Source organism: Phyllobacterium sp. SYP-B3895 (genome assembly GCF_009647635.1).
Classification (GTDB): domain Bacteria; phylum Pseudomonadota; class Alphaproteobacteria; order Rhizobiales; family Rhizobiaceae; genus Phyllobacterium; species Phyllobacterium pellucidum.
In genome coordinates this window covers 136,367-156,967 of record NZ_WJIG01000004.1, presented here as the reverse complement: position 1 = coordinate 156,967, position 20,601 = coordinate 136,367, and the positions used below count along the sequence as shown (strand labels likewise).

21 protein-coding genes are annotated in these 20,601 nt (G+C 59.1%); 10 read left to right on the top strand and 11 right to left on the bottom strand.

Annotation, left to right across the window (positions count from 1 at the left end; all coding sequences use genetic code 11):
* Positions 1-23: 23 nt before the first annotated feature.
* On the top strand, positions 24-1,307 hold the full coding sequence (locus GF108_RS18395) for an alpha/beta hydrolase (protein ID WP_246664021.1): 1,284 nt from the start codon (positions 24-26) through the stop codon (positions 1,305-1,307).
* Positions 1,308-1,451: 144 nt separating this feature from the next.
* Here the strand turns inward: GF108_RS18395 and GF108_RS18390 are convergent, their stop codons facing one another.
* The 8 genes from GF108_RS18390 to GF108_RS18355 form a co-directional block, all read right to left on the bottom strand.
* Positions 1,452-2,279 carry a Hint domain-containing protein gene (locus GF108_RS18390; protein ID WP_153669750.1) on the bottom strand — a complete coding sequence of 276 codons (828 nt, stop codon included), beginning with the start codon at positions 2,277-2,279 and terminating at the stop codon, positions 1,452-1,454.
* A gap of 218 nt (positions 2,280-2,497) precedes the next feature.
* Positions 2,498-3,001: an acyl-CoA thioesterase gene (locus GF108_RS18385; protein WP_027232102.1), complete on the bottom strand. Its 504-nt coding sequence runs from the start codon at positions 2,999-3,001 to the stop codon at positions 2,498-2,500.
* 179 nt (positions 3,002-3,180) lie between these two features.
* A complete protein-coding gene (locus tag GF108_RS18380; RefSeq protein ID WP_153669749.1) occupies positions 3,181-3,828 on the bottom strand; it encodes a VOC family protein in 648 nt (215 codons plus the stop codon).
* A gap of 38 nt (positions 3,829-3,866) precedes the next feature.
* Positions 3,867-6,065 carry a xanthine dehydrogenase family protein molybdopterin-binding subunit gene (locus GF108_RS18375; RefSeq protein ID WP_153669748.1) on the bottom strand — a complete coding sequence of 733 codons (2,199 nt, stop codon included), beginning with the start codon at positions 6,063-6,065 and terminating at the stop codon, positions 3,867-3,869.
* Positions 6,066-6,070: 5 nt separating this feature from the next.
* Positions 6,071-6,541: a (2Fe-2S)-binding protein gene (locus GF108_RS18370; RefSeq protein WP_153669747.1), complete on the bottom strand. Its 471-nt coding sequence runs from the start codon at positions 6,539-6,541 to the stop codon at positions 6,071-6,073.
* Positions 6,542-6,849: 308 nt separating this feature from the next.
* A complete protein-coding gene (locus GF108_RS18365; protein ID WP_153669746.1) occupies positions 6,850-7,530 on the bottom strand; it encodes a superoxide dismutase in 681 nt (226 codons plus the stop codon).
* Positions 7,531-7,572: 42 nt separating this feature from the next.
* Positions 7,573-7,917, bottom strand: coding sequence for a hypothetical protein (locus tag GF108_RS18360; RefSeq protein WP_153669745.1), 345 nt, complete (start codon positions 7,915-7,917; stop codon positions 7,573-7,575).
* A 64-nt stretch (positions 7,918-7,981) separates the two neighbouring features.
* Complete coding sequence (locus tag GF108_RS18355; protein ID WP_153669744.1) at positions 7,982-9,532, bottom strand: DHA2 family efflux MFS transporter permease subunit; 1,551 nt, start codon at positions 9,530-9,532, stop codon at positions 7,982-7,984.
* Between the two features lie 282 nt (positions 9,533-9,814).
* On the opposite strand from GF108_RS18355, the gene crcB (GF108_RS18350) reads away from it, so the two are divergent.
* Positions 9,815-10,216, top strand: a complete 402-nt coding sequence (crcB, locus tag GF108_RS18350) for a fluoride efflux transporter CrcB (RefSeq protein WP_153669743.1) — start codon at positions 9,815-9,817, stop codon at positions 10,214-10,216.
* Positions 10,213-10,620 carry a fluoride efflux transporter CrcB gene (gene crcB / locus GF108_RS18345; protein WP_153669742.1) on the top strand — a complete coding sequence of 136 codons (408 nt, stop codon included), beginning with the start codon at positions 10,213-10,215 and terminating at the stop codon, positions 10,618-10,620. Before crcB (GF108_RS18350) ends, crcB (GF108_RS18345) begins: the two co-directional genes overlap by 4 nt.
* A gap of 19 nt (positions 10,621-10,639) precedes the next feature.
* Here crcB (GF108_RS18345) and GF108_RS18340 read toward each other — a convergent pair whose 3' ends face one another.
* The gene (locus tag GF108_RS18340; RefSeq protein WP_153669741.1) at positions 10,640-11,722 is read right to left on the bottom strand and encodes an ABC transporter ATP-binding protein; all 1,083 of its coding nucleotides are present in this window, start codon (positions 11,720-11,722) and stop codon (positions 10,640-10,642) included.
* Positions 11,723-11,782: 60 nt separating this feature from the next.
* Here GF108_RS18340 and GF108_RS18335 point away from each other — a divergent pair, with 60 nt between their 5' ends.
* From GF108_RS18335 to GF108_RS18305, 7 genes are read left to right on the top strand one after another with little or no spacing between them, the layout of a single operon-like run.
* A complete protein-coding gene (locus tag GF108_RS18335) occupies positions 11,783-12,517 on the top strand; it encodes a GntR family transcriptional regulator (RefSeq protein ID WP_153669740.1) in 735 nt (244 codons plus the stop codon).
* Positions 12,514-13,500: an alpha/beta hydrolase gene (locus GF108_RS18330; RefSeq protein WP_153669739.1), complete on the top strand. Its 987-nt coding sequence runs from the start codon at positions 12,514-12,516 to the stop codon at positions 13,498-13,500. The genes GF108_RS18335 and GF108_RS18330 overlap by 4 nt, the downstream gene beginning before the upstream one ends.
* 27 nt (positions 13,501-13,527) lie before the next feature.
* Positions 13,528-14,730: a sugar ABC transporter substrate-binding protein gene (locus tag GF108_RS18325; RefSeq protein ID WP_091923192.1), complete on the top strand. Its 1,203-nt coding sequence runs from the start codon at positions 13,528-13,530 to the stop codon at positions 14,728-14,730.
* 49 nt (positions 14,731-14,779) lie between these two features.
* Entirely contained in the window at positions 14,780-15,703 is a 924-nt protein-coding gene (locus GF108_RS18320; protein ID WP_091923190.1) for a carbohydrate ABC transporter permease, read from the top strand.
* The gene (locus tag GF108_RS18315; protein WP_153669738.1) at positions 15,700-16,533 is read left to right on the top strand and encodes a carbohydrate ABC transporter permease; all 834 of its coding nucleotides are present in this window, start codon (positions 15,700-15,702) and stop codon (positions 16,531-16,533) included. Before GF108_RS18320 ends, GF108_RS18315 begins: the two co-directional genes overlap by 4 nt.
* A 26-nt stretch (positions 16,534-16,559) precedes the next feature.
* Complete coding sequence (locus GF108_RS18310) at positions 16,560-17,441, top strand: sugar phosphate isomerase/epimerase family protein (protein ID WP_027232088.1); 882 nt, start codon at positions 16,560-16,562, stop codon at positions 17,439-17,441.
* Complete coding sequence (locus GF108_RS18305; RefSeq protein ID WP_091923188.1) at positions 17,438-18,433, top strand: Gfo/Idh/MocA family protein; 996 nt, start codon at positions 17,438-17,440, stop codon at positions 18,431-18,433. The genes GF108_RS18310 and GF108_RS18305 overlap by 4 nt, the downstream gene beginning before the upstream one ends.
* 115 nt (positions 18,434-18,548) lie before the next feature.
* On the opposite strand, the gene GF108_RS18300 is transcribed toward GF108_RS18305, so the two are convergent.
* A complete protein-coding gene (locus tag GF108_RS18300; RefSeq protein ID WP_153669737.1) occupies positions 18,549-18,986 on the bottom strand; it encodes a hypothetical protein in 438 nt (145 codons plus the stop codon).
* Positions 18,987-19,139: 153 nt separating this feature from the next.
* On the bottom strand, positions 19,140-20,549 hold the full coding sequence (locus tag GF108_RS18295) for an adenylate/guanylate cyclase domain-containing protein (RefSeq protein ID WP_153669736.1): 1,410 nt from the start codon (positions 20,547-20,549) through the stop codon (positions 19,140-19,142).
* Positions 20,550-20,601: the final 52 nt, after the last annotated feature.

Here is a 20,601-nt window from a genome sequence, read left to right as displayed (position 1 = left end):
TGATGCAGTTGTGTAAAAAAGTCATGCGTTCTGAACGTCGATATGGGGCGTTCATTCTATTGTTGGCCATTCTCGCTTCAGGTTGTGCGAGCCATCCGAAAAACGTGCTGGCGCCGGTTGCCGAGACGGCGCCGGCGGCAAGCCAGGTTGATATGCTCGTCACGACGACCCGCAAGCGCTCCACCAATCCCGGCGAAATGTTCAGCGGCGAGCGGGGGCTCGCGCCGGCATTTGCTGACATCACCGTTTCGATCCCGCCAAAGACGGTGCGCAAGGAGGGTGAAGTAGCTTGGCCGAAGCGACTTCCTCCCAACCCGGCAACAGATTTTGCGACGCTGAAGACAGATGATTTGACGCTGGATGAAGCCAAGCAATGGCTCCGTACGGGGGTCCGAAAATCCCCTGATCGCAGCGTTCTCGTGTTTGTCCATGGATTTAATAACAGGTTCGAAAGTTCCGTTTTCCGCTTTGCGCAGATCGTAAAGGATTCGGGCGTTCATAGTGCGCCGATACTTGTGACATGGCCGTCGCGCGGAAGCCTTCTTGCCTATGGCTACGATCGTGAAAGCACCAATTACACGCGCAATGCCCTCGAAAACCTGTTCCAGTATCTGGCGCGGGATCCAGAGGTTAAGGAAGTCTCCGTGCTGGCGCATTCGATGGGAAACTGGCTCGCACTCGAGTCTCTCCGCCAGATGGCGATCCGTAATGGCAAGCTGCCTGCGAAATTCACCAATGTGATGCTGGCGGCACCCGATGTCGATGTCGACGTTTTCCGGTCGCAGATTGCAGATATGGGAAGCCAGCATCCCCGCTTCACACTGTTTGTGTCGCGCGATGATCGCGCCCTGGCGCTATCGCGGCGTATCTGGGGGGACATTCCGCGGCTTGGGTCGATCGATCCCGAGCAGGCGCCTTACAAGGCGGAACTCGAGAACAACAAGATCGCCGTCATCGATCTCACCAAGATCAAGGCCGGCGACGATCTCCACCACTCGAAGTTTGCCGAATCTCCGGAGATTGTGCAACTCATCGGCCAGCGCATTTCCGAGGGCCAGACGCTGACCGACAGCAAGACAGGTCTCGGCGATCAGATTCTCGCCGCGACGACCGGAACGGCTGCCGCAGCAGGCGGCGCGGCCGGGTTGATATTGGCTGCCCCGGTCGCGGTTGTCGATCAAGCAACGCGAGACAATTACGGGGATCAGCTCAGCGGGACCTTTGGGGTGTCGCAGAACACCACGACAAAGAAAGCGCCTGCCAAGGACTGCAGCGCCAGCCTTGCTTCGACAAGGAGATGCGACTGAGCCCGTCTGGAGCGGGCCGGATAGTTCGATCCCGGCTCCTGAACAGATCCTGTTGGTCAGCGAGACGGCCGGCCGTCGCATTGGCAAATATGGCGCTGGCAACGGCTAGGGGGCGGTCAGACGCCGCCCCCTCAGCGGTCAGGATCAGCTGACGACCTGCTCGGCCCGCGCTGCAATCCTCTGATAGGCCTTTTCGATCGGATCGCTTACCTTGACGAACGGCGAAGCCCAGATGCGAAGCAGTGCCTTGAGGTGTTCGCGGCCACCCTCGTAACCGACGATCGGTGCAAATGGCGTCATGGCCACAGGCGCTTCGTCGGCATATAGGCGCTTGTAATCCGCGAAATTGGTGAAGTGCTCATAATTGCTTTCCCTAACGAGAAGCGTCTCGGCAGCCAACCCTTCCGCCTGGATCACTTCATGGGTATCCAGTACGATATGGTAGTAGTCGAGCACCTCGCCGCGGTTGGGAGTAACAGGAGCAATAGTAGCCCCGTTTACGAGGTCCTTCACGCGGATAAGGACGCCATCAATATAGAGCGCATGGTTGGGAGAGAGGTAAAGGTCTTTGTGCGGCGTGCGATCATCGAGCGCATGACGCGAAACCTTGATGGGAACGACGCTTTCGTGCCAGGATTTTCCGCCGTTCTTGTAGCGTTGATGCCCGACCCATTTGATGGGCACTGCATGGCCCCGCATTGTGACCACCAGATCACCCACCTTGAGTTCCTCGATCATCGCCTCGCCTGTCGGCGTCATGATCGAAGTGCCGCGCAGGAAGCAGTTCTGGCCGCTGGAACCGGAGCCTGAACCCGATCCGGAGCCCTTGTTGCCTCCTCTTCTCCAGGTCTTGTGACCCATCGCGTCCGCCGCTGAAGAAGCAACGACTGTCGCTGTGATTGCACCCGCCACGCCAAGGAAATGTCTTCGCGCTCGGTTGTGCGGTGAATTTTGTCTTTTACCTGATGACATCATGCCCCTCCATTTTGTTATTGGTGCGGTTTCTACCGATATTGGCCCAAGATCATCCTACATGAACTGCGGGCGCTAGAAACGCTCATGGTTAGTGCTTGCCAGCTGATGAATTAGGCGTAGCAATTGCTTGAAAAATATGCACTTCGAGAGAAATCATACTACTTTGGAAGTAGGGGGGCTCCGCAGAGGACACCGCGGCAGGCCGGTTGGCGGCGCTAGCCCTCGCCAGCGCTTTCGGAAGAAGCCGCCTCCTTGAACCGCGTCTCGAACTCGCGGCGCAGGCTCCGCCGCGTTTCCGCTGCCCGCAATCGTCGCTTTGCAATCTCAGATTGTGGATCATACGCTGGAATGGCGGTCGGCTTTCCTTCTTCATCCACGGCCACCATCGTGAAGTAGCATGAATTGGTGTGCCGGCGGACGCCGCTACGGATGTCTTCCGCTTCCACCCGAATGCCCACTTCCATTGAGGTTCGTCCCGCGTAATTGATCGAGGCGCGGAACGTTACGAGTTCACCGACAAGGATGGGTTGGCGAAACACCACCTGGTCTACCGACAGAGTCACCGCATATTGCTTGGAAAAGCGCGAGGCACAGGAGAAGGCGACGCGGTCGAGAAGATTGAGAAGCGCGCCGCCGTGGACCTTGCCGCTGAAATTCGCCATGTCCGGTGTCATGAGGACCACCATCTCCACATGACTCGTATCGGTGTGATCGCCCATATTTCCCCATCTCCTTATGGTGGCTCCATGGGAGGCCACTTGCGCACGCAAGCCACTATGTAAGAAATGCTTTCCGGTCGCAACGCGGCTTCGCCAGGCGCAAAACGCGTCAGGCGTCCATTTGAAGCGGCGTATGATTGCGCATCGTCCGAGCGGGTAGGGCTTTCGCGCCGGGTTCGCTAAAGCGGCAGTTCCTTCCCGGCCTGCTCGCGCACGATGTATTCCGCGTACCAATCGGGCCAGTTCTCGTCGTGCTTGCCGCCCTCGCGTTTCTCATGTTCGCCATGCGCGGTGGCAGCCCGGCGCAAGGCGGCAGCAAGCTCGGACGAGGAATTGAACAAGGTGTTGTCTGCGTCGACGCGCCCCGGCAGCCGTGCCGTGATTTCCTGCAATAGCCAGCCATTGCCGTCAGGATCGCTGAATGACGCGAACGAACGGTAGGTACCCCGTTCGGGATCAAGGCCGCTGACCCGGACACTGCCAAACAGGTAGGGTTCGTCGGATCCGGTATAGGTGTCGCCGGCATGGTGAAATGTTTCGCTGACCTTGACTCCGTGGCGGATCAACTCGGTGCGCGCTGCCTCGATGTCGGAAACAATGAGATAGAGCCCCTTGACTGAACCTGGAGCCGCAGCTGTGACGCTCTTGCCGAAAATGACCGAGCAACCTGAACCCGGCGGCGTGAACTGAATGACGCGAAAGTCGTCGGCAGGGTAGTCGGCGTCGAGCCGCCAGCCGAGACTTGAGTAGAATTCCTTCGCCCTGTCGACGTCCGAAACAGGGATGACGACGATCTCCAACTTCATGTCCACGCCCGTAGTTGTCATAGTTCCCTCCCCGTGTTGCTAAGCTAGCGACGTTCAACTTACGCCCGTTTCAGAAGACCAGGATTTGCCGGCATCTTGCGCAGACGCGTCCCGGTTGCTGCATAGATTGCATTAGCGATTGCTGGGACGATTGCCGATGTACCGGTCTCGCCCATCCCTCCGGGTGGTTCCGTGGTCGCCACAATGTGAACCTCGATGGCCGGTGCTTCGTTCATGCGCAGCATCTGGTAGGAGTCGAAATTGGTCTGCTCGACACGCCCGTTCTTGAGCGTAATTTCCCCATAGAGTGCTGCCGTCGCTCCGAAGATGATGCCGCTCTGAATTTGAGCCTCGATCGTATTTGGGTTGACGGGGGTGCCGCAATCCATCGCGCAGACGACGCGTCGAAGCTGGACAGTGCCGTCTTTCGCCACTTCGACCTCGGCAACCTGTGCCATGTAGCTGCCGAAGACAAACTGCAGCGAAACCCCGCGTCCGCTTCCCTCGGGCAGCGTGCTTCCCCATCCGGCTTTTTCTGCCGCAAGGTCGAGAACGGCCTTGGCGCGGGGCGACTTGTCGAGAAGCGCCCGCCTGTAAGCAACGGGGTCCTGCTTTGCCGCTGCTGCCAGTTCATCGACGAAGCTTTCGGTTACGAACACATTGTGCGAGGGGCCGACACTACGCCAGAAACCAGTCGGAATGGCCGGAGGCTCTGCCCGCACATATTCGACGTGGAAGTTCGGCAAATCGTAGACGAGATCGATAGCTCCTTCGGTCGAGTCCGGATCGAGCCCATCCTTAAAGCCTGGGGGCAGCCACCGCGCGATGACGGACGACCCGGCAAACCGGTTTTTCCAGGCAATTGGCCTGCCCTTGTCGTCGAGGCCTGCTGAAAGGCGATCGAACCAGTAGGGGCGGTATAGGTCGTGCTGGATATCTTCCTCGCGCGTCCATACCACTTTTACCGGACCATCGACTTGCTTGGCGATCTCGACGGCGCGGACCGCGCCATCCGCCTCAAGGCGCCTGCCGAAGCCGCCGCCGATCAGGTGGTTGTGAACAATGACCTTCTCCTGCGGCAGACCCGCTGCTTGCGCCGCCATCGCCTGAACCCGCGCGATCGCTTGATTGCCGATCCAGATCTCACATTCGTCCTTACGGAAATGCACGGTACAGTTCATCGGCTCCATCGGCGCATGTGCCAGGAACGGCAGCTGATAGCTCGCCTCGACCTTCGTGACCGCGCTGCCCATGGCCTTGTCCACGTCGCCGATATTCTGCGCAACGGCACCTGGGCTCATTGTCGCCTTGTCGAGCTCGCGGGCAATATCCTCGGTGGCAAGCGAAGCGTGCTGGCCGTCATCCCATTCGACCTGCAGCGCTTCCATGCCCTTCTTGGCAGCGCCCATATGATCGGCCACGACCGCGACAGCATCGTCAAGCCTTACAACCTGGCGCACGCCCTTAACGGCCAGAGCGGCCGCGTCATTAAGGCTCTTCACCTTGCCGCCAAAGACCGGAGACTGTGCAAGCGTTGCGATCTTTACCCCGGGCGGCCGGACATCGATGCCATAAATTGCAGTGCCGTTGACCTTTGTCGGCGTATCGAGCCGCTTGATTGGCTTGCCTATTAACGTGAAACGATCGGGCGATTTCAGCGCAACATCTTTCGGCACCGGCATGTTCGCGGCCGTGCCGGCCAGCGCTCCATATGTCAGTCGCTTGCCGGTCTCATCGTGTATCACCTCACCGCCCTGCGCGCGGCAAGTACCCGGATCGACATTCCACTGCTTGGCGGCCGCTGCAACCAACATCATGCGCGCGGTTGCACCCGCCTCCCGCATTGGTTTCCATGCGCCCCGCATGGCGTTCGAATTACCCGTGGCCTGCACCCCGAGCAGCGGATTAGCATAAAGCTGTTCATTCGGGGGCGCATGTTCGAGGTGAACCTTGTCTAGGTTCACTTCAAGTTCTTCGGCTATCAGCATGGGGATCGCCGTATAGGTGCCCTGACCCATTTCGACATAGGGCATCGTCAGGAAAACCTCACCATTGCCATCGATGCGAATGATGGCGTTTGGCTCGAAGCCTGCCGCTTCGCTCGCCCTCGCTGTATTTCTTGATGATGGCAGGTGAAGGCTCAGGACAAGTCCACCGCCGATGGCCGCACTTGCCTGAAGGAAGCTGCGGCGGGAGAGATTTGCCGGCAACAGAGACTGGCGTGAACCCCTTTCGGTCAAGGCGTGATCGATGGTCATGGTCGTCAACCTCCATTTCCAGCCGATTGTGCGGCAAGCTTTATGGCCGCGCGAATGCGAACATAGGTACCGCACCTGCAGATATTGCCGCTCATGGCATCATCGATATCGGCGTCCGTCGGGTTTGGGTTGCCAGCCAGCAACGCCGAGGCCGACATGATCTGACCGGATTGGCAGTAGCCACATTGGGGAACCTCGTGTTCGAGCCACGCTTTCTGTATTCTGGCGCCTGCTGGAGTCGAGCCGATCGCTTCGATCGTCGTAACCTCGGACTCGCCAAGGCTATCGACCGTCGTAATGCAGGAGCGTGTGGCGACACCGTCGATCTGAACGGTGCAGGCGCCGCAAAGCGCCATCCCGCAACCGAATTTCGTGCCGGTCATACCCAACACATCCCGTAGGACCCACAGAAGTGGCGTGTCGTCGTCGACATCGACGCTGTGGGTATTTCCATTGATTTTGATGGCAACAGCCATGGCGCACTCTCCCGTTTATGAGGATCGGCAGCGCAGTCCGCCGATAATATGCGAACGCTATGATTTTGTTAAGCGAAGGCGATTGAGACGCAGATACGTGAACTGACCCCATGTAGGGGGACAAAGATCCCCTCAGACCGTGTGCTCGTAAACGTTCATCTTAGGCCAGACCAGCGAGGTTGACCAGATCTTCGTATGGTGGGGACGGAACGTGATTTTCTGCTGCATCGGCCTCATTGTAGCCGATGCAGATCATGATGGCCGAGAATTGGACGCGCAATCACAACGCGGAACAGCGGCTCGAACGCTTATCCCGCAAACTGTTCGCTGACATAGTCCCAATTGACGAGCTTGCTCAACACCGCAGCGACATGCTCTGGGCGACGATTCTCATAATCGAGATAGTAGGCGTGTTCCCATACATCGATCCCGACGAGGGCTTTCTTGCCATCAGCTAGCGGCGTTCCAGCGTCCTGTAGACCAACGATTGTCAGCTTGTCGCCATCCTTGACGAGCCAGACCCAACCGGTTCCAAAGACCTTGTCGCCCTCGGCCACCATTTTCTTTTGCATGTCGTCCAGCCCGCCGAAGCTGGTCTTCACCGCATCGAGCAGCGCGCCCTTTGGCGCGGCCGATCCGCCCTTGAATTGTTGCCAATAGAGGTTGTGGTTCCAGGCCTGCGCAGCGTTGTTGAAGATGTCGGTGTCACCTTGTTTCTTCGATCGGACGACGACCTCTTCCAGCGAAAGGTCGGCATAAGGCGTCTTTTCCACCAGCGTGTTCAGCTTCTTGAAATAGCCTGCATGGTGCTTGCCATAATGGAGCCCGACCGTCCTTGCCGAAATGGCTGGGGCCAGAGCGCCTTCGGCATAAGGCAGTTCGGGTTGTTTGAACGGTGCAGCGGCCCGCGAGCGTCCCGCAGGCGCAAACAGTGTCGTCGCAGCCGAAGCTGCTGTCAGTGCGAGTACGCCACGTCGATTGAATTTCATTCTTGCCTCCTTGGCCCGTCCGTACGCTGGCGCTCCGGCATTTCAATACCAGCGGCGTCGCGTATCCTCTGCTGTCATGCGACCGACCAACACGCCGAGGAAAAATCCAAGAATGCCTATTGCGCCGACTGCCGACACCGCTCGTCCCGGGTTGCGCCGCACCGGACCGGCCACAGACTCTGCCTGACGGCGAACCGTCCGCGCAGCCGTCGTCGCCATGGACGAAGCATAGTCCGCCAAGCCGGAGTCAGCACTTTTGGCGGTTTGTTTGCGTGGAGAAGCCTTGCTCTTGGTTGTGTCCTTCCGAGTGGCGGCGCTTCGGGTCTTCGGCTTTGTCTTGCTCTGATCCGCAGCCACTTCGCCGTCCGTGATCGTATTGTCGTCCATTGGTTCGCCTCCTCGCGTGAATATTGAGCAACGATCCGCGAGAAGGTTGGTTCCGCAATTGACTTCAGGTCGCAACCCCGTGGGGATCGCGCTTTATCGGCCGGGCAAAGGGCACGACGATAAGGGAGACGAGGGTGATCAGCGCAATCATCGCCCAGGCGTCATTGATGGACTGCACCAGCGCAGCCTTCGCCACCAATGGGCTGAACATCACCTCGGCGCCAGCCCCTGCCATGCCGTCACCGCGCAGTTGGTCGAGCGGAATGCCGACGAACGCCGCGGTCTTCGCATCGCCGATGAGAAGGCCGTTGGCCAACTCCAGTCCGTGTGTGGCGGCACGCGAGTAGATCACCGTATCGATCAGGGCCAGGCTCAGGGCACCGCCGAGATTGCGCATCAGATTGAAAAGGCCGCTCGCATCCGGAATGCGGTGATGCGGCAGGTTGCCGAGTGCGAGACGCGTCGGCGGCAAAATGCAGAACATGATCGCAACGCCGCGTATTATTTGCGGCCAGAACATGCCGTCCCCGTCGGTTGCCGGCGTCTGAAAGGCGCTGCATCCAAGGCCGATGGCAAAGACAGCATACCCAATGGCGGTCAAGACTCGCGCATCCATGCGCTGCTCGAGAAAAACCGCTATTGGCGCGACGAGGATTTGCGCGACCCCCGTCGCCAGCATCATGGTTCCAATGGTAAAAGCGCTGTGGCCACGCACATAGGCCAGGAACAAGGGCATCAGATAAACCGAGCCGAACAGTCCGAAGCCCAGAATGAAGCTCAATGCGCAGCCGATCGTAAAATTCAGTTCCTTGAAGTTTCGCAGGTTTACCAAGGGCACCTTGTTGCGCCAGGTGCGCCGGACAAAGCCGGCAAGGGTCGCGGCGCTTACAACGGCAAGCCCGAGTACGATGCCATCGGTCCAACCGCGCTTAGGGGCTTCCTTGAGACCAATCTCCATGGCGGCGAGGCCAATCGCCATCATCAACAGGGACATGACGTCCAGCGTCCGAATCTCCTGAAACTTCGTCGTTTCGCGCGGCAGCAAAGTAGCCGCGAGGCCAGCTGCGACGATCCCCGGGATGACGTTGATGAGAAACAGCCAATGCCAGGAATATGCCTCGGTGATCCAGCCGCCCACCATCGGTCCGACTGTCGGAGCCATGACTGCGACGACGCCTGCCGCTGTTGTGGCGATACCCTGCAGGTTTCCCGGAAACAGGATGAACACCGCCGAAAATATGAGCGGTATAAGCGCGCCGCCGGCAAGACCCTGAAGGATCCGCCAGGCGAGCAACTCCGAGAAATCACCGCTCAAGGCGCATCCAACGGAGGCCAGCGTAAAAAGAATGATGCCGCATACGAAAAGCCAGCGCATCGTCAGCGTTCGCGTGAGAAAGCCGTTCAATGGAATGGCGACCACCTCCGCGATGAGGTAGGCGGTCTGTATCCAGCTCATCTGATCGGGATCGATGTCGAGCGCGTTCTGGATATTTGGCAGGGAGGTCGAGACGATCTGCACGTCGAGGATCGCCATGAACATGCCGATGCACAAAGCGGCAAAGCCGAACCAGGTACTCGCCGTAGCAGCTGCGATAGACCTGGCATGTGTCGACATTAAATGACTCCGAAAGTGCCTTCGCTCCACTGACGGATTGCCGCTATGCAAACTGTTCAGCATCGGGACTACGCCGCCAGTAAGGTGGCAAATCGCACCTATAAGACACTGTTGCAGAGCTTTGTTCCAGCTATCTCTTATCTGGAATGCGTTTGGTGGGCTAACCGCTCGTCGTGCCCGCTGCGTTTTATAAGGACGGGTGCTTCGAATTTGGCGCCATTGCAGAAACGGCAGGGAACCAATATCACGTCACTATTGCTTTCGACCGCGGAACCCGCCCAGATGAGTCCTGTAGCCTGTCTCCTAGTCCTCATCGGCGGGTTTGTCGGCGGTATTTCGCGCCTCTATCTGTCGACGCTCGTCGGCAGAAGATTCGATGAATATTTCCCCTGGGGAACGTTTGTCGTGAATGTCAGCGGCGCGCTTGTAATCGGGATTATCGCCGCGCTTGGACGCAACTCCAGCGGTTTTCTTGCGGACCTGTTGTTTCGCGACTTTGTGGTTGTCGGCCTCTTGGGCGGCTATACGACCGTATCGTCATTCTGCCTGCAAAGCCTCTACCTTGCCGCCAGCGGTGAGATGCGTCGTGCAGCATTCAATGTCGTCGGCTCGTCTCTCCTGTGCCTCTTCGCCGTGGCTCTCGGTTTTCGTCTTGTCGAATGGTCAGGCAGTTTGCTCGGATGACGGAAAAAGCAAACGTCGGTCGGATGTATCTCGCAGTCGGCTGTGGTGCCGCGATTGGCTCGCTGCTGCGCTTTCTGGCGGGCGTCGTCATCGTCGATGGACTGGGTCAAAGCGTGCTTTGGACCACCACCTTCGTCAATGTCGTAGGCTCGTTCATCATAATGCTGTTCGCCACGTCGACCGGTCCCGAGGGACGGTGGCCCGTTGGTGCGATGGGGCGCCTTTTCGTCATGGGCGGGGTTTGCGGGGGCTTCACGACGTTTTCGGCGATGAGCCTCGATTCTTACCTGCTCATGCTCGATGCGAGCATCGTTACCGGCGCGCTCTATCTTGGTGCCGTCGTTTTATTGTCGCTCGCCGCAGCCTGGTGCGGTCATGTGCTGGCCGTCCATATCAACAGGTGAATGCCAGCAGATAACGCGCTCAATTCAGGCGTTGTCCGTTTTGACTGTCAAAGAGGTGAGCTTTGGCGCTCTCGCCCTTCACCGAAATCCGGTCGCCGACATTGACCTCGGCTACGCGCGGAAACTCCACAGTAATGAGTTTTCCAGTTCCGGCGTCCAGATAGCCGAACGTCTGGCTGCCAAGGCGTTCAACGACGACCAACTCGCCGGAAAACCATGCATTGTCCGGCTCGCACACCGTCAGGTCTTCGGGTCGGACACCGAAGGTAACAGCTTTGGCGTTCCTGGTGGATCGATCTTGAACCGCAATTGCTGCCCGCCCGGCAGGCAACTGAACAACCAGGTCTTCGCCGGCGGATTCTGAAACATCGACGGCTAGCGTATTCATTGTCGGGCTGCCGATGAAGCGGGCGACGAAAAGGCTGGCGGGTTTCCGGTAGAGATCGAGCGGCTTGCCGATCTGTTCGACATGACCGGCATTCATGACGACGATGCGATCGGCCAGGGTCATTGCCTCGACCTGGTCGTGGGTGACGTATACCGTCGTCGCCTGCATCTGCCGATGCAACTTGGCGATCTCAAGGCGCATCTCGACGCGCAGCGCCGCATCGAGATTGGACAGCGGCTCGTCAAACAGGAATGCCTTCGGGCGCCGCACGATCGCCCGTCCCATGGCAACGCGCTGCCTTTGGCCGCCGGAAAGCTGCGCCGGGCGCCGGGCGAGGTAGTCCTGAAGCTTGAGAATATCCGCGGCGCTCGACACGCGCGTATTGATCTCGCTTGCTCCTTCGCTGCGCATCTTCAGGCCGAATGCCATGTTTTCCTCGACGCTCATGTGCGGATAGAGCGCATAATCCTGGAACACCATGGCGATATCCCGGTCTGAAGGCGGCAGCGCATTGACCACCTTGTCACCTATACGCAGTTCGCCGCCGCTGATCTCTTCGAGACCGGCGATCATCCGCAACAGCGTGGACTTGCCGCAGCCTGAGGGGCCGACGAGCACGAGAAACTCGCCGCTCGCGATCGTTATGTCGACGCCATGAATTACTGGAACGGTGCCATAGACCTTCTTGATCTTATCGAGGCTGATCGCTGTCATGTGAAAATTCCTCCGTCCCATTATCTCTATTGACGTTCATTATCGATATCAATATCAATAATGATATTTCGCGTCGTCTGCAACAACAAGAAAGGGCTTGCAGTGTCCAACTCCCTGTCCCGCCGTCTGGCTCGCACGCCGCAGAGCCCTTTAGCCGCAAAGGCATCGGTTGCGTTTGCCTCGCTGAAACGGGACATCATGCTTGGCGAGCTCAGGGCAGGCGAACCCTTGACGGAACTCGATCTGGCGGCGCGGTTCCAGTGCAGCCAGGGAACCGTACGGGAAGCGCTCCTGCAACTGCAGGAAGAGGGACTTGTACGGCGTCAGGGTCATCGTGGCACGCAGGTCTCCGCCTGCACCGTGGATGAAGCGGTGGAGATGTTTCGCGTCCGCCAGCAGATCGAGTGCAGCGGCATGGCCCGGGTGATGCGGCACAAGAGCCGCAGCCTCATACCCGACCTGCAGGACATGGCCGAAGATATGCTTGACGCGGCGAAGGCCGACGACGAATTGCAGCTCGCTGCAATAGACCGCGACTTCCATCGCCGCATTTTCCGCGACGCCGACCTGCCTGCGCTCGATCCGATCCTGCACCGCTGCCTCGTCCACAATCACCGCTTCAAGATTTCGCGAAGCATAGGAACGCGCGACCTCATGGCGACTGCCCTGCGTCACCGCGTGATCATCGAAGCGATCGGCGAGGGGGACATGGCGGCGGCAACGCAGACACTGCACCATCACATCGCGACCATCGTCGATTTCGGTCCCACACTGTTCCCGGATGCCGAGCAATGAGCACCTCAAACGAATTTCCGAGTGAACTTTCGGCGGAGATGCGCATGATCATGTCACGCGTCGAGGCGGAACTTGGGCCACTCCCTGATCCGAGCTTGCTTGCACCTGCGGAGGGGCGGGCGCAATCCGAGCGCATCAACGAACGTAATAACGTGAACCTTCCGCCGGTCGCCAAAGCAGCGGAAGTCATGGTCGAAGCCAATTCCGACCTTGGCCCGGCAGATTGCAGGATGAAGGTCTTTATACCGGAAGGTGCGGGCCCCGGCGCAGTGCTCTTCGTCCATGGCGGGGGTTTCGCGTTCTGCAGTCCGCAAACCCATGAGCGATGCGCGCGGGTCCTTGCTATTGAAACAGGGTTGCCTGTGCTCGTACCCGACTATCGCCTTGCCCCTGAGCATCCCTATCCGAATGGATTGCATGATGTTGTCGCTTGCCTGCGCGCCGCATTTCCGGCAACGGCAGCAGTCGGCGTCGAAGAAGGGCCGCTGCTCGTTTCGGGAGATTCTGCTGGCGCCAATCTCGCGCTTGCCGCCATGATTCACGAACTTGAAGCAGGTCGTGCGGTCCCGGCGGGCGCGCTGCTCTTCTACGGAACCTACGCCGCGGATTTCACCACGCCTTCCTATCAGCAATTCGCGGATGGCCCGGGACTGACGCGCGGCAAGATGCAGCGCTATTGGAACTGGTACTGCCGTGATGAGGATTTGCGCCGCGGTCCGATGGCATCGCCGCTTCACGCCAGCGACCGCACGCTGAAGGCCCTGCCGCCGCTTTATCTTTTGGCTGCCGGCATCGATCCGCTGCTCTCCGACACCCTGCTTCTCGCCGACAGGCTGAAGTCAGCTGGCCGGGATAGCCCCGTTTCGATCGTGCCGGGCGTCACGCATGGATTTTTGCAGAACACCAATGAATTGGCCGCGGCACGGGAGGCGCTCGCGGCTGCCGGTGAGGCCGCCCATCGGATGATCCGGAACAGTCGTTAATTTCGAAGAACAACAGTGGAGGACACAATGAGCATTTTCAAGAAACTCAGCGTCAGCTGCGCATTCGTCGCAGGTCTCGCCATGGGGAGCGCAAACGCCGCCGAGACCGTGCGCTTCTGGTATCACTTCGACAATCCGGAAAATCCGATGTCGGATCTCGTGCAGAAGTTTGAGGCCAAAAACCCCGATATCAAGATCGAGGCCGAAAACGTTCCGTGGAACAGCTATTACGACAATCTCTATACATCGCTCGTCGGGGGTAATGCTCCCGATGCCGGCATGGTCAAGCTCTTCGCCCAGCCGCGGCTTGCTGAAATGGGTGCGCTCGAACCGCTTGGCGAACGCATCAACGCCTGGCCGGGAAAGGCCGACCTTCTCGACAATCTGCTTGAACTCAACAAGGGCCCCGATGGACAGCAGTACTACTTGCCCATCCAGTATGTGGTGCTTTACCTCTACTACCGCGCCGACCTCTTCAAGGAAGCCGGCCTGAACCCGCCGACCACATGCGAGGAATTCCGCACGGCTGCACAGAAGCTCACAAAGTCCCCCGACACCTATGGATTTGGCCTGCGCGGCGGCAAGGGCGGCTGGGACCAGTGGGGAACGTTCGTGTTCTCGCAGGGTGCTGAACTGAAACCGGGCGGCTTGACCAAACCGGAAGCTGTGGCGGCCAACCAGTGGCTCATCGATCTCTTCCAGAAGGACAAGGTCATTCCGCCGTCCGCGCCGAATGACGGGTTCCAGGAAATAGTCGCGGCTTTCAAGGCCGGCAAGACTGCAATGACCATTCACCACATCGGCTCGTCCAACGATCTCGTCAAGGCGCTGGGTGACAAGGTCTCGGCTGTCCCCGTGCCGAAGTGCGGCGGCAATCAGTGGACGTCCTATGGCGACGAATCGCTGGCCATCTTCTCCGGATCGCAAGTCAAGGATGCCGCGTGGAAGTGGATCTCGTTCCTTGCGGAAGGCGAGAACAACGTGGCCTTCAACAAGGCGACCGGCCAGATGACCGTAACGAAGAGCGGTGCGGAACATTGGACGCTGCATGAACGCCGCTTCGTCGATGCCACCGTGCAGTCTCTCCCCTTCGCGCATGTCCTGCCGCAAAGCACTGCCACTGCCGAATTTGTAAATACCGCCTGGCAAACCTCGATGCAGCAGGCGCTGACGGGGCAGATCACCTCGCAGCAGATGATGGAGCAGCTTGAGACCCTTTTCGCGCAATAGCGCGGAAAGGTTCGCAAGAGGCCGATCGACGAACGCCGGAAAGTAAGTCATGTCAACGCTTGTATCATCTGCACCAGCAGAGGCCGCACAGCTCCGTCCGCTGCGCAGCAGGCTTATGCCCTATGCCCTGCTGGCGCCAGCCGTGCTGGTGACACTCGTCATCGTGTTCTTTCCAATGGTGCAGGCGCTCGTCACCAGCTTCTATGACCTCGTCTTGTGGAAGCCGAATGCCACCCGCTTCGTCGGATTCGGCAACTACGTGAAGCTGCTGCGTGATCCCGTGTTCTGGACGTCTCTTGGTCACACAGCGATATGGATCGGCCTGACTGTGCCGCTGCAAATGGGCCTTGGCCTCATCGCGGCACTCTTGCTCAACCGTGATTTTCCATGGCGCGGGCTCGCGCGCGCCCTGGTCATCATCCCCTGGGCACTGCCAAGCGTCGTGATCGCCCTTATGTGGCGATGGATTTACGATCCGACGACTGGGGTTCTCAATGACATACTCCTTTACCTGTCGATCATTCACTCGACGGTACCCTGGCTTGCCGATCCGCAGCTCGCGCTCTACGCCGTGATAGCCACGCTCACCTGGCAAGGCTTCCCGTTCTTCGCGGTCATGATCCTCGCCGGTCTGCAGGGCATTCCGCAAAGCCAGTATGAGGCCGCTTCCATCGATGGGGCGAGCAGCTGGCGTCAGTTCATCCACATCACGCTGCCGGGTATCGCTCCCGTCCTTGCGACCGCCGGGTTGCTGCGCATCATCTGGGTCGCGAATTCCATGGATGTCATATTCGTGATGACTGGGGGAGGGCCGGGCTATGCGACGCATACGCTGCCGCTCTATGCCTTCATCAAGGCGCGTCAGAATCTCGATTTCGGCTATGGCACTGCCATTGCGGTGACCTTCACCATCCTGCTCGGCGCGATCGTCGCCGTCTATATCGTCCGCACGATGCGGGAGGTGGAACGATGAACAAGCCATCCACTCTCAAACGGATCCTCACAACCGATATTCCGGTCGTCCTCATCATCCTCCTTGCCATCGGACCCTTTGCCTGGATGATCCTGACGTCGCTGACCCCGACCGCGCAGTTATCGGCTTCCGGCGTTTCACTGTCGCCCGCCGGCTGGAGTCTCGACAATTATATACGCCTGCTCGAACAGACCTCGTTCCTAGGCAATATGCTGCACAGCCTGATCATCGCAGGCGGAACGGTGATACTTGGCCTCGTCGTATCGGTTACGGCAGCCTATGCCCTGTCGCGCTTCCGGTTCCCGGGGCGCAAGATCATCATGCTGCAGTTCCTGCTCGTCAACATGTTCCCGATCGTCCTCCTGATCCTGCCGCTGTTCGTACTGTTCCGGAAGATCGGCATCCTCGATACCCATATCGGCTTGATCCTGGCCAATTCCACCGTGGCGATCCCCTTTGCCGTGTGGATGCTTACGAGCTACATCGCCGCAATACCGCGCAGCCTCGATGAGGCGGCGATGATGGACGGCTGCTCACGACTTCAGGCCCTGCGCCGCGTCGTGCTGCCGCTCGCCATGCCCGGGATTATCTCGACCGGCATCTATATCTTCATCACCGCCTGGAACGAATATCTTTATGCCTTGACCCTCGGCGGCCGAAATGTCCGCCCGGTCACGGTAGCAATCCAGACGCTCATCGGCGAATACCAGATCGAGTGGGGACTACTTGCCGCCGGCGGGGTCGTCGGCGCATTGCCCGCAACCATACTTTTCCTTCTCGTCCAACGCCGGCTTATCGGCGGCCTGACCCAAGGCGCAGTGAAGGGATGAACATGCCAATCAAAAAAGGAACAGCGATGAATCCCATCGGATTGATCTCCATGCAATATGCGCGGCCGTTTACCGCCGAGCACTTCCACCTCTTCAGGCAGATGCGCGAACTCGGCTATGATTTCGTCGAACTTCTGGTGCCGGAACCAGGCGAGATCGATCTTGCCGCCGCACGGCGTGCGCTTGAAGATGCAGGGCTTGGCGTCGTCCTTGCCGCGCGGGTTAATCTCCAGCGCAACCTTTCGTCGGACGACAAGGACGCGCATCGTGCCGGCATCGATTATCTGCGCTATACGGCCGATTGCGCAAACGCGCTCGGTGCGACGATCGTCGGCGGACCGTTGACCGGCAATCCCCTGGTCTTCGCCGGTAGGCCGCCTGCGCCCGTCTCCGAGGACGAGCGTTTGAAGCGCAAGGAGCGCTGCGTCGTCGGCCTCAAAGAAGCCGGCGACCACGCAGCCAAGGCGGGCGTCGTTCTTGCCGTCGAGCCGCTCAACCGCTTTGAGAGCGACGTTTTGTGTACGACACAACAGGCAAACGAGCTTCTCGATGCGGTTGATCATCCGGCGATCAAGCTGATGCTCGATACGTTCCACATGCATATGGAAGAGGCATCGATTGCCGAGGCGATCCGGCTTGGCGGTGACCGTCTCGTTCATTTCCAGGCGAATGAAAACCACCGCGGCTTTCCGGGGACAGGTTCGACCGATTGGGTCGCTGTCGGTCGCGCGTTGCACGAGATCGCCTACAAGGGTCCGGTATCGCTCGAACCGTTCCGGCGCAATGACGACCGTTTCGGCGTACCGTTCGCGCAATGGCGCGCGCCGCACGAGGATGAAAGCGAACGGCTCGCGGCCAGCGCTGCCTTTATCAAATCCCATCTCACCTTGACGGAATATCGGCGATGACCTTGAAAATCGGCTGGATCGGTTGCGGCATTCACGCAACCCAGATGCTTCTACCCCAACTCGTGCGCCACGATGTTGAAATCGTTGCGCTGTGCGATATCGACGGCAAGCGGCTTGCCGATGCCGGACGACAGTTTGGCGTTTCGCGATTGACCAGCGATGCCGAGGAGCTTATCCGCACGCCGGGTATCGACGCTATCGGCATGGCGGTAGGACCAGATCAGCATTTGCGTTTTGGCAAGCTCGCACTTGAGCGTGGACTTTCCGTCTTCATGGAAAAGCCGCCTTCGGGTACGGCTGAAGGCGCGCGGGAATTGCGCGCGGCGTCGGAGCGATCGGGCAAACCATTGTTCGTCGGCTTCATGAAGCGCTATTCCGTCGGCAACAAGATCGCCCACAACATCATCAAGTCGGGTCGGTTTGGCCCGGTGCTCGGCCTCACCGGCTATTACATGACGGCGCCCGGCTATTTTACCGGCAATGTCGACTATACAGGCTTCTTCCTGCATCACTGCGTGCACTACATGGACCTTGTATCGTTCTTTGTCTCGCCCGTGCGCACGCTATCCGCCCGGAAAGTCGAAAAGACGCCGGGCCGGGTCCTCTTCCACGTCGGCTTCGAATTCGACTGCGGCGCGATCGGCAATATTGCCATGGGTACGATCCAGTCGCGCGGAACGCCGGTCGAGCGCATCGAACTGATGAGCGATCACCAGCGGCTCGAAGTGGACGATGTCATAGAAGTACGGTGGAACCGTAATCCACCCTTCAAGGTGGACGATCCCAACGCCACGCTTGCGGACGATGTCGACACCCTGACCTGGAAGCCGAATTTCACGGCAGCAGCCAATGAGGACCCCAAAGGCTACTACTCTCTGCTTGCTGACGTCGTGCCGGGGCTCGGCGGGGCATCAACGCCGGCGCCGACGATCCATGACGGTGTGATAGCCATGGAACGGCTGGAGGCGCTACGCCGCGAACTTGAACTCTAGGAGTGGAGCGCAGGATGTTGATCCTGCGCTTTTCTTTCGCCTACTGCCGGCATAGAGGCGCGCCAACGCGTTCGCCCGAGGACGCAACATGGCGTTTGCGCGCTTGTCCTATAAACTAAACTGCAAACAACTGCCGGAGCCAGCCCATCATGCCCTTGCCTTGCGAGGGCAGGAACCTGCGCACGTATCGGGCGGTCGTCCCAGCGCTTACATTGGCGCCGAAATGACAATAGCAGACCATTCTGTGGAGTTGATGGTCGTTGAGTTCGAAGAAGCGCTTGGCTTCGCCATAGCTATCGTCGGAGAGGCCTGATCCCCGCAGATAGGAATCCTCGAACGCCACCGTCAGAGCAGAACCATCAGCGCGCATCGCATCGCGGGTCCCGGCCGATTGGAACTCGGTCTGATATAGTGTCGTAAGCCGCCGTGCGGGGTTGCGCTCCAGGAGTTCAGCCCAGCGCTCGATACGCTCATTGCGCGACAGAATCTGGCGCGGGTAGTCGGGATCAGTTTTTTCAAGGACCTGCAATTGTTCAAGAGCGAGATGTTTCATTCTGGCCTCCTATATCAACGATAGTTGGTCCGCCCAAAATCCCGGTCTTAGCCCACCAGCCAGCCTGACTCTGTCACGCTTTGAAGTCCAATCACGATCATTATCGGGACCACATTTTTCACGAAGTTGTGCAGACGCCGCGCGGATCGCCGCTCACGGAATCGTATAAACGCTGATCTCATCGGTGATCCCGCGCAGCGTCACGCTCTGCGACATCGGCTTCAGGCCGTGCCGGACTAGCAGGTCGGAGGCGCGCGGATCGTCAAGGACGGAGCCGGTGGCGAATATCTCCCGCGACGTCGCAAGGTGCTGGACGCGCGAGGCGATGTTCACCGTCTGGCCGAAATAGTCCTGCCGCTCGTTGAGGTTCACGGCGATGCACGGTCCTTCGTGGATGCCGATCTTCAACAGGAGATCCTCGCTGCCGCGCTCGCCGTTCAGCTTCAGCATCGCTTCGCGCATCCGCATGGCCGCAAGAACGGCCCGGTCGGGGGTCGGGAAGGTCGCCATCACCGCGTCTCCGATGGTTTTGACGACTGCGCCCGCCTCAGAGCTCACAATATCGTTGAGAATGCCGAAATGCATGCGCACGAGGTCAAACGCTGCAAGGTCGCCGACCCTATCGTAGAGTTCGGTCGAGCCGCGCAGATCGGTGAAAAGGAAGGTGAGGCTGGTGATTTTTAGTCTCTGATCCACGTCGATCGTGTCGGTGCGGTAAATATCGCGGAATGTCTGGTTGGTGAGCAGCCGCTTTGCGGTAAGGAATGGCCGCCGACGGCCGAGCAAATTATGCAGCGCCTCGTTGGCTATGCAAACCGATGGCAGGACGCGAACGTCGGTGTGATTTTCCAGTGCAATGCGCAACGGGCCAGGGCGAAGGGTAAGCGTTTCGTGGTGGCGATGCGTGCGATCGAAGATGAGCGAGAGGCTCTGACGCTCCTTCGTCGGCTCACCCTTGACGTCGAGAAACTGGGCGGCGTGTGTTACCGGCTCGAAGACGATGACGAAGTCCGCCGGCAATTGCAGGGAGATTACTGCCTTTCCGCCCGGTGGCAGTTCAAGCTCTTCGAGCATGAAACCGTCCACTTTGGCTTCGAAATCGTCCTCGGGCAGTTCAATACCGGAGCCCCAATAGATCTGACGAAAGTATTCGAGCGTGGGCAGCCGATGTGGATCGTGTGCCTCGATATGGCGCACGCGCGGGCTGACTGTGAATGTCACCTCAACCATTTCGTCCAGCGTCGGCTCGTAGCCTGCGGCACAGAGTGCGCAGGTATATTCTTCGCTCTGGACCGTCTTCAGCGAGGTATTCGCATCAAGCACCCCGCCGCAGCCCGGACACAAAACGTTCCATGACATCTCGAAGATGCCAAGGTGGGCAGCATGCAGAAAGGCGTTGATCGTTTCCTCTTCATCCAGTCTTTCACTGGCGGCAAAGGCGAGCGCATTGACGCGACAAAGCTTCCGGTCGGGAGCTTCACGTACAAGCCGCTCGATCTTGTCGACGATGTCCGGTTGGACCGACTGGCGCAGCACACCGAACAGTGGCTGGATATCATCCATGGAGCTATTTTATACCTAAACCCGTCGAGGCCAATAGGAGATTCAACTGAAA

Bases quoted from the DNA above. Each gene is read 5' to 3' on its own strand.
- GF108_RS18330 (WP_153669739.1), top strand. From the start codon at position 12,514: ATGAGCACCTCAAACGAATTTCCGAGTGAACTTTCGGCGGAGATGCGC.
- GF108_RS18295 (WP_153669736.1), bottom strand. From the start codon at position 20,549: ATGGATGATATCCAGCCACTGTTCGGTGTGCTGCGCCAGTCGGTCCAA.
- GF108_RS18315 (WP_153669738.1), top strand. From the start codon at position 15,700: ATGAACAAGCCATCCACTCTCAAACGGATCCTCACAACCGATATTCCG.
- GF108_RS18385 (WP_027232102.1), bottom strand. From the start codon at position 3,001: ATGGGCGATCACACCGATACGAGTCATGTGGAGATGGTGGTCCTCATG.
- GF108_RS18305 (WP_091923188.1), top strand. From the start codon at position 17,438: ATGACCTTGAAAATCGGCTGGATCGGTTGCGGCATTCACGCAACCCAG.
- GF108_RS18320 (WP_091923190.1), top strand. From the start codon at position 14,780: ATGTCAACGCTTGTATCATCTGCACCAGCAGAGGCCGCACAGCTCCGT.
- GF108_RS18365 (WP_153669746.1), bottom strand. From the start codon at position 7,530: ATGAAATTCAATCGACGTGGCGTACTCGCACTGACAGCAGCTTCGGCT.
- GF108_RS18310 (WP_027232088.1), top strand. From the start codon at position 16,560: ATGAATCCCATCGGATTGATCTCCATGCAATATGCGCGGCCGTTTACC.
- GF108_RS18360 (WP_153669745.1), bottom strand. From the start codon at position 7,917: ATGGACGACAATACGATCACGGACGGCGAAGTGGCTGCGGATCAGAGC.
- crcB (WP_153669742.1), top strand. From the start codon at position 10,213: ATGACGGAAAAAGCAAACGTCGGTCGGATGTATCTCGCAGTCGGCTGT.
- GF108_RS18300 (WP_153669737.1), bottom strand. From the start codon at position 18,986: ATGAAACATCTCGCTCTTGAACAATTGCAGGTCCTTGAAAAAACTGAT.
- GF108_RS18335 (WP_153669740.1), top strand. From the start codon at position 11,783: ATGATATTTCGCGTCGTCTGCAACAACAAGAAAGGGCTTGCAGTGTCC.
- GF108_RS18375 (WP_153669748.1), bottom strand. From the start codon at position 6,065: ATGACCATCGATCACGCCTTGACCGAAAGGGGTTCACGCCAGTCTCTG.
- GF108_RS18325 (WP_091923192.1), top strand. From the start codon at position 13,528: ATGAGCATTTTCAAGAAACTCAGCGTCAGCTGCGCATTCGTCGCAGGT.
- crcB (WP_153669743.1), top strand. From the start codon at position 9,815: ATGAGTCCTGTAGCCTGTCTCCTAGTCCTCATCGGCGGGTTTGTCGGC.
- GF108_RS18355 (WP_153669744.1), bottom strand. From the start codon at position 9,532: ATGTCGACACATGCCAGGTCTATCGCAGCTGCTACGGCGAGTACCTGG.
- GF108_RS18390 (WP_153669750.1), bottom strand. From the start codon at position 2,279: ATGTCATCAGGTAAAAGACAAAATTCACCGCACAACCGAGCGCGAAGA.
- GF108_RS18370 (WP_153669747.1), bottom strand. From the start codon at position 6,541: ATGGCTGTTGCCATCAAAATCAATGGAAATACCCACAGCGTCGATGTC.
- GF108_RS18380 (WP_153669749.1), bottom strand. From the start codon at position 3,828: ATGACAACTACGGGCGTGGACATGAAGTTGGAGATCGTCGTCATCCCT.
- GF108_RS18395 (WP_246664021.1), top strand. From the start codon at position 24: ATGCGTTCTGAACGTCGATATGGGGCGTTCATTCTATTGTTGGCCATT.
- GF108_RS18340 (WP_153669741.1), bottom strand. From the start codon at position 11,722: ATGACAGCGATCAGCCTCGATAAGATCAAGAAGGTCTATGGCACCGTT.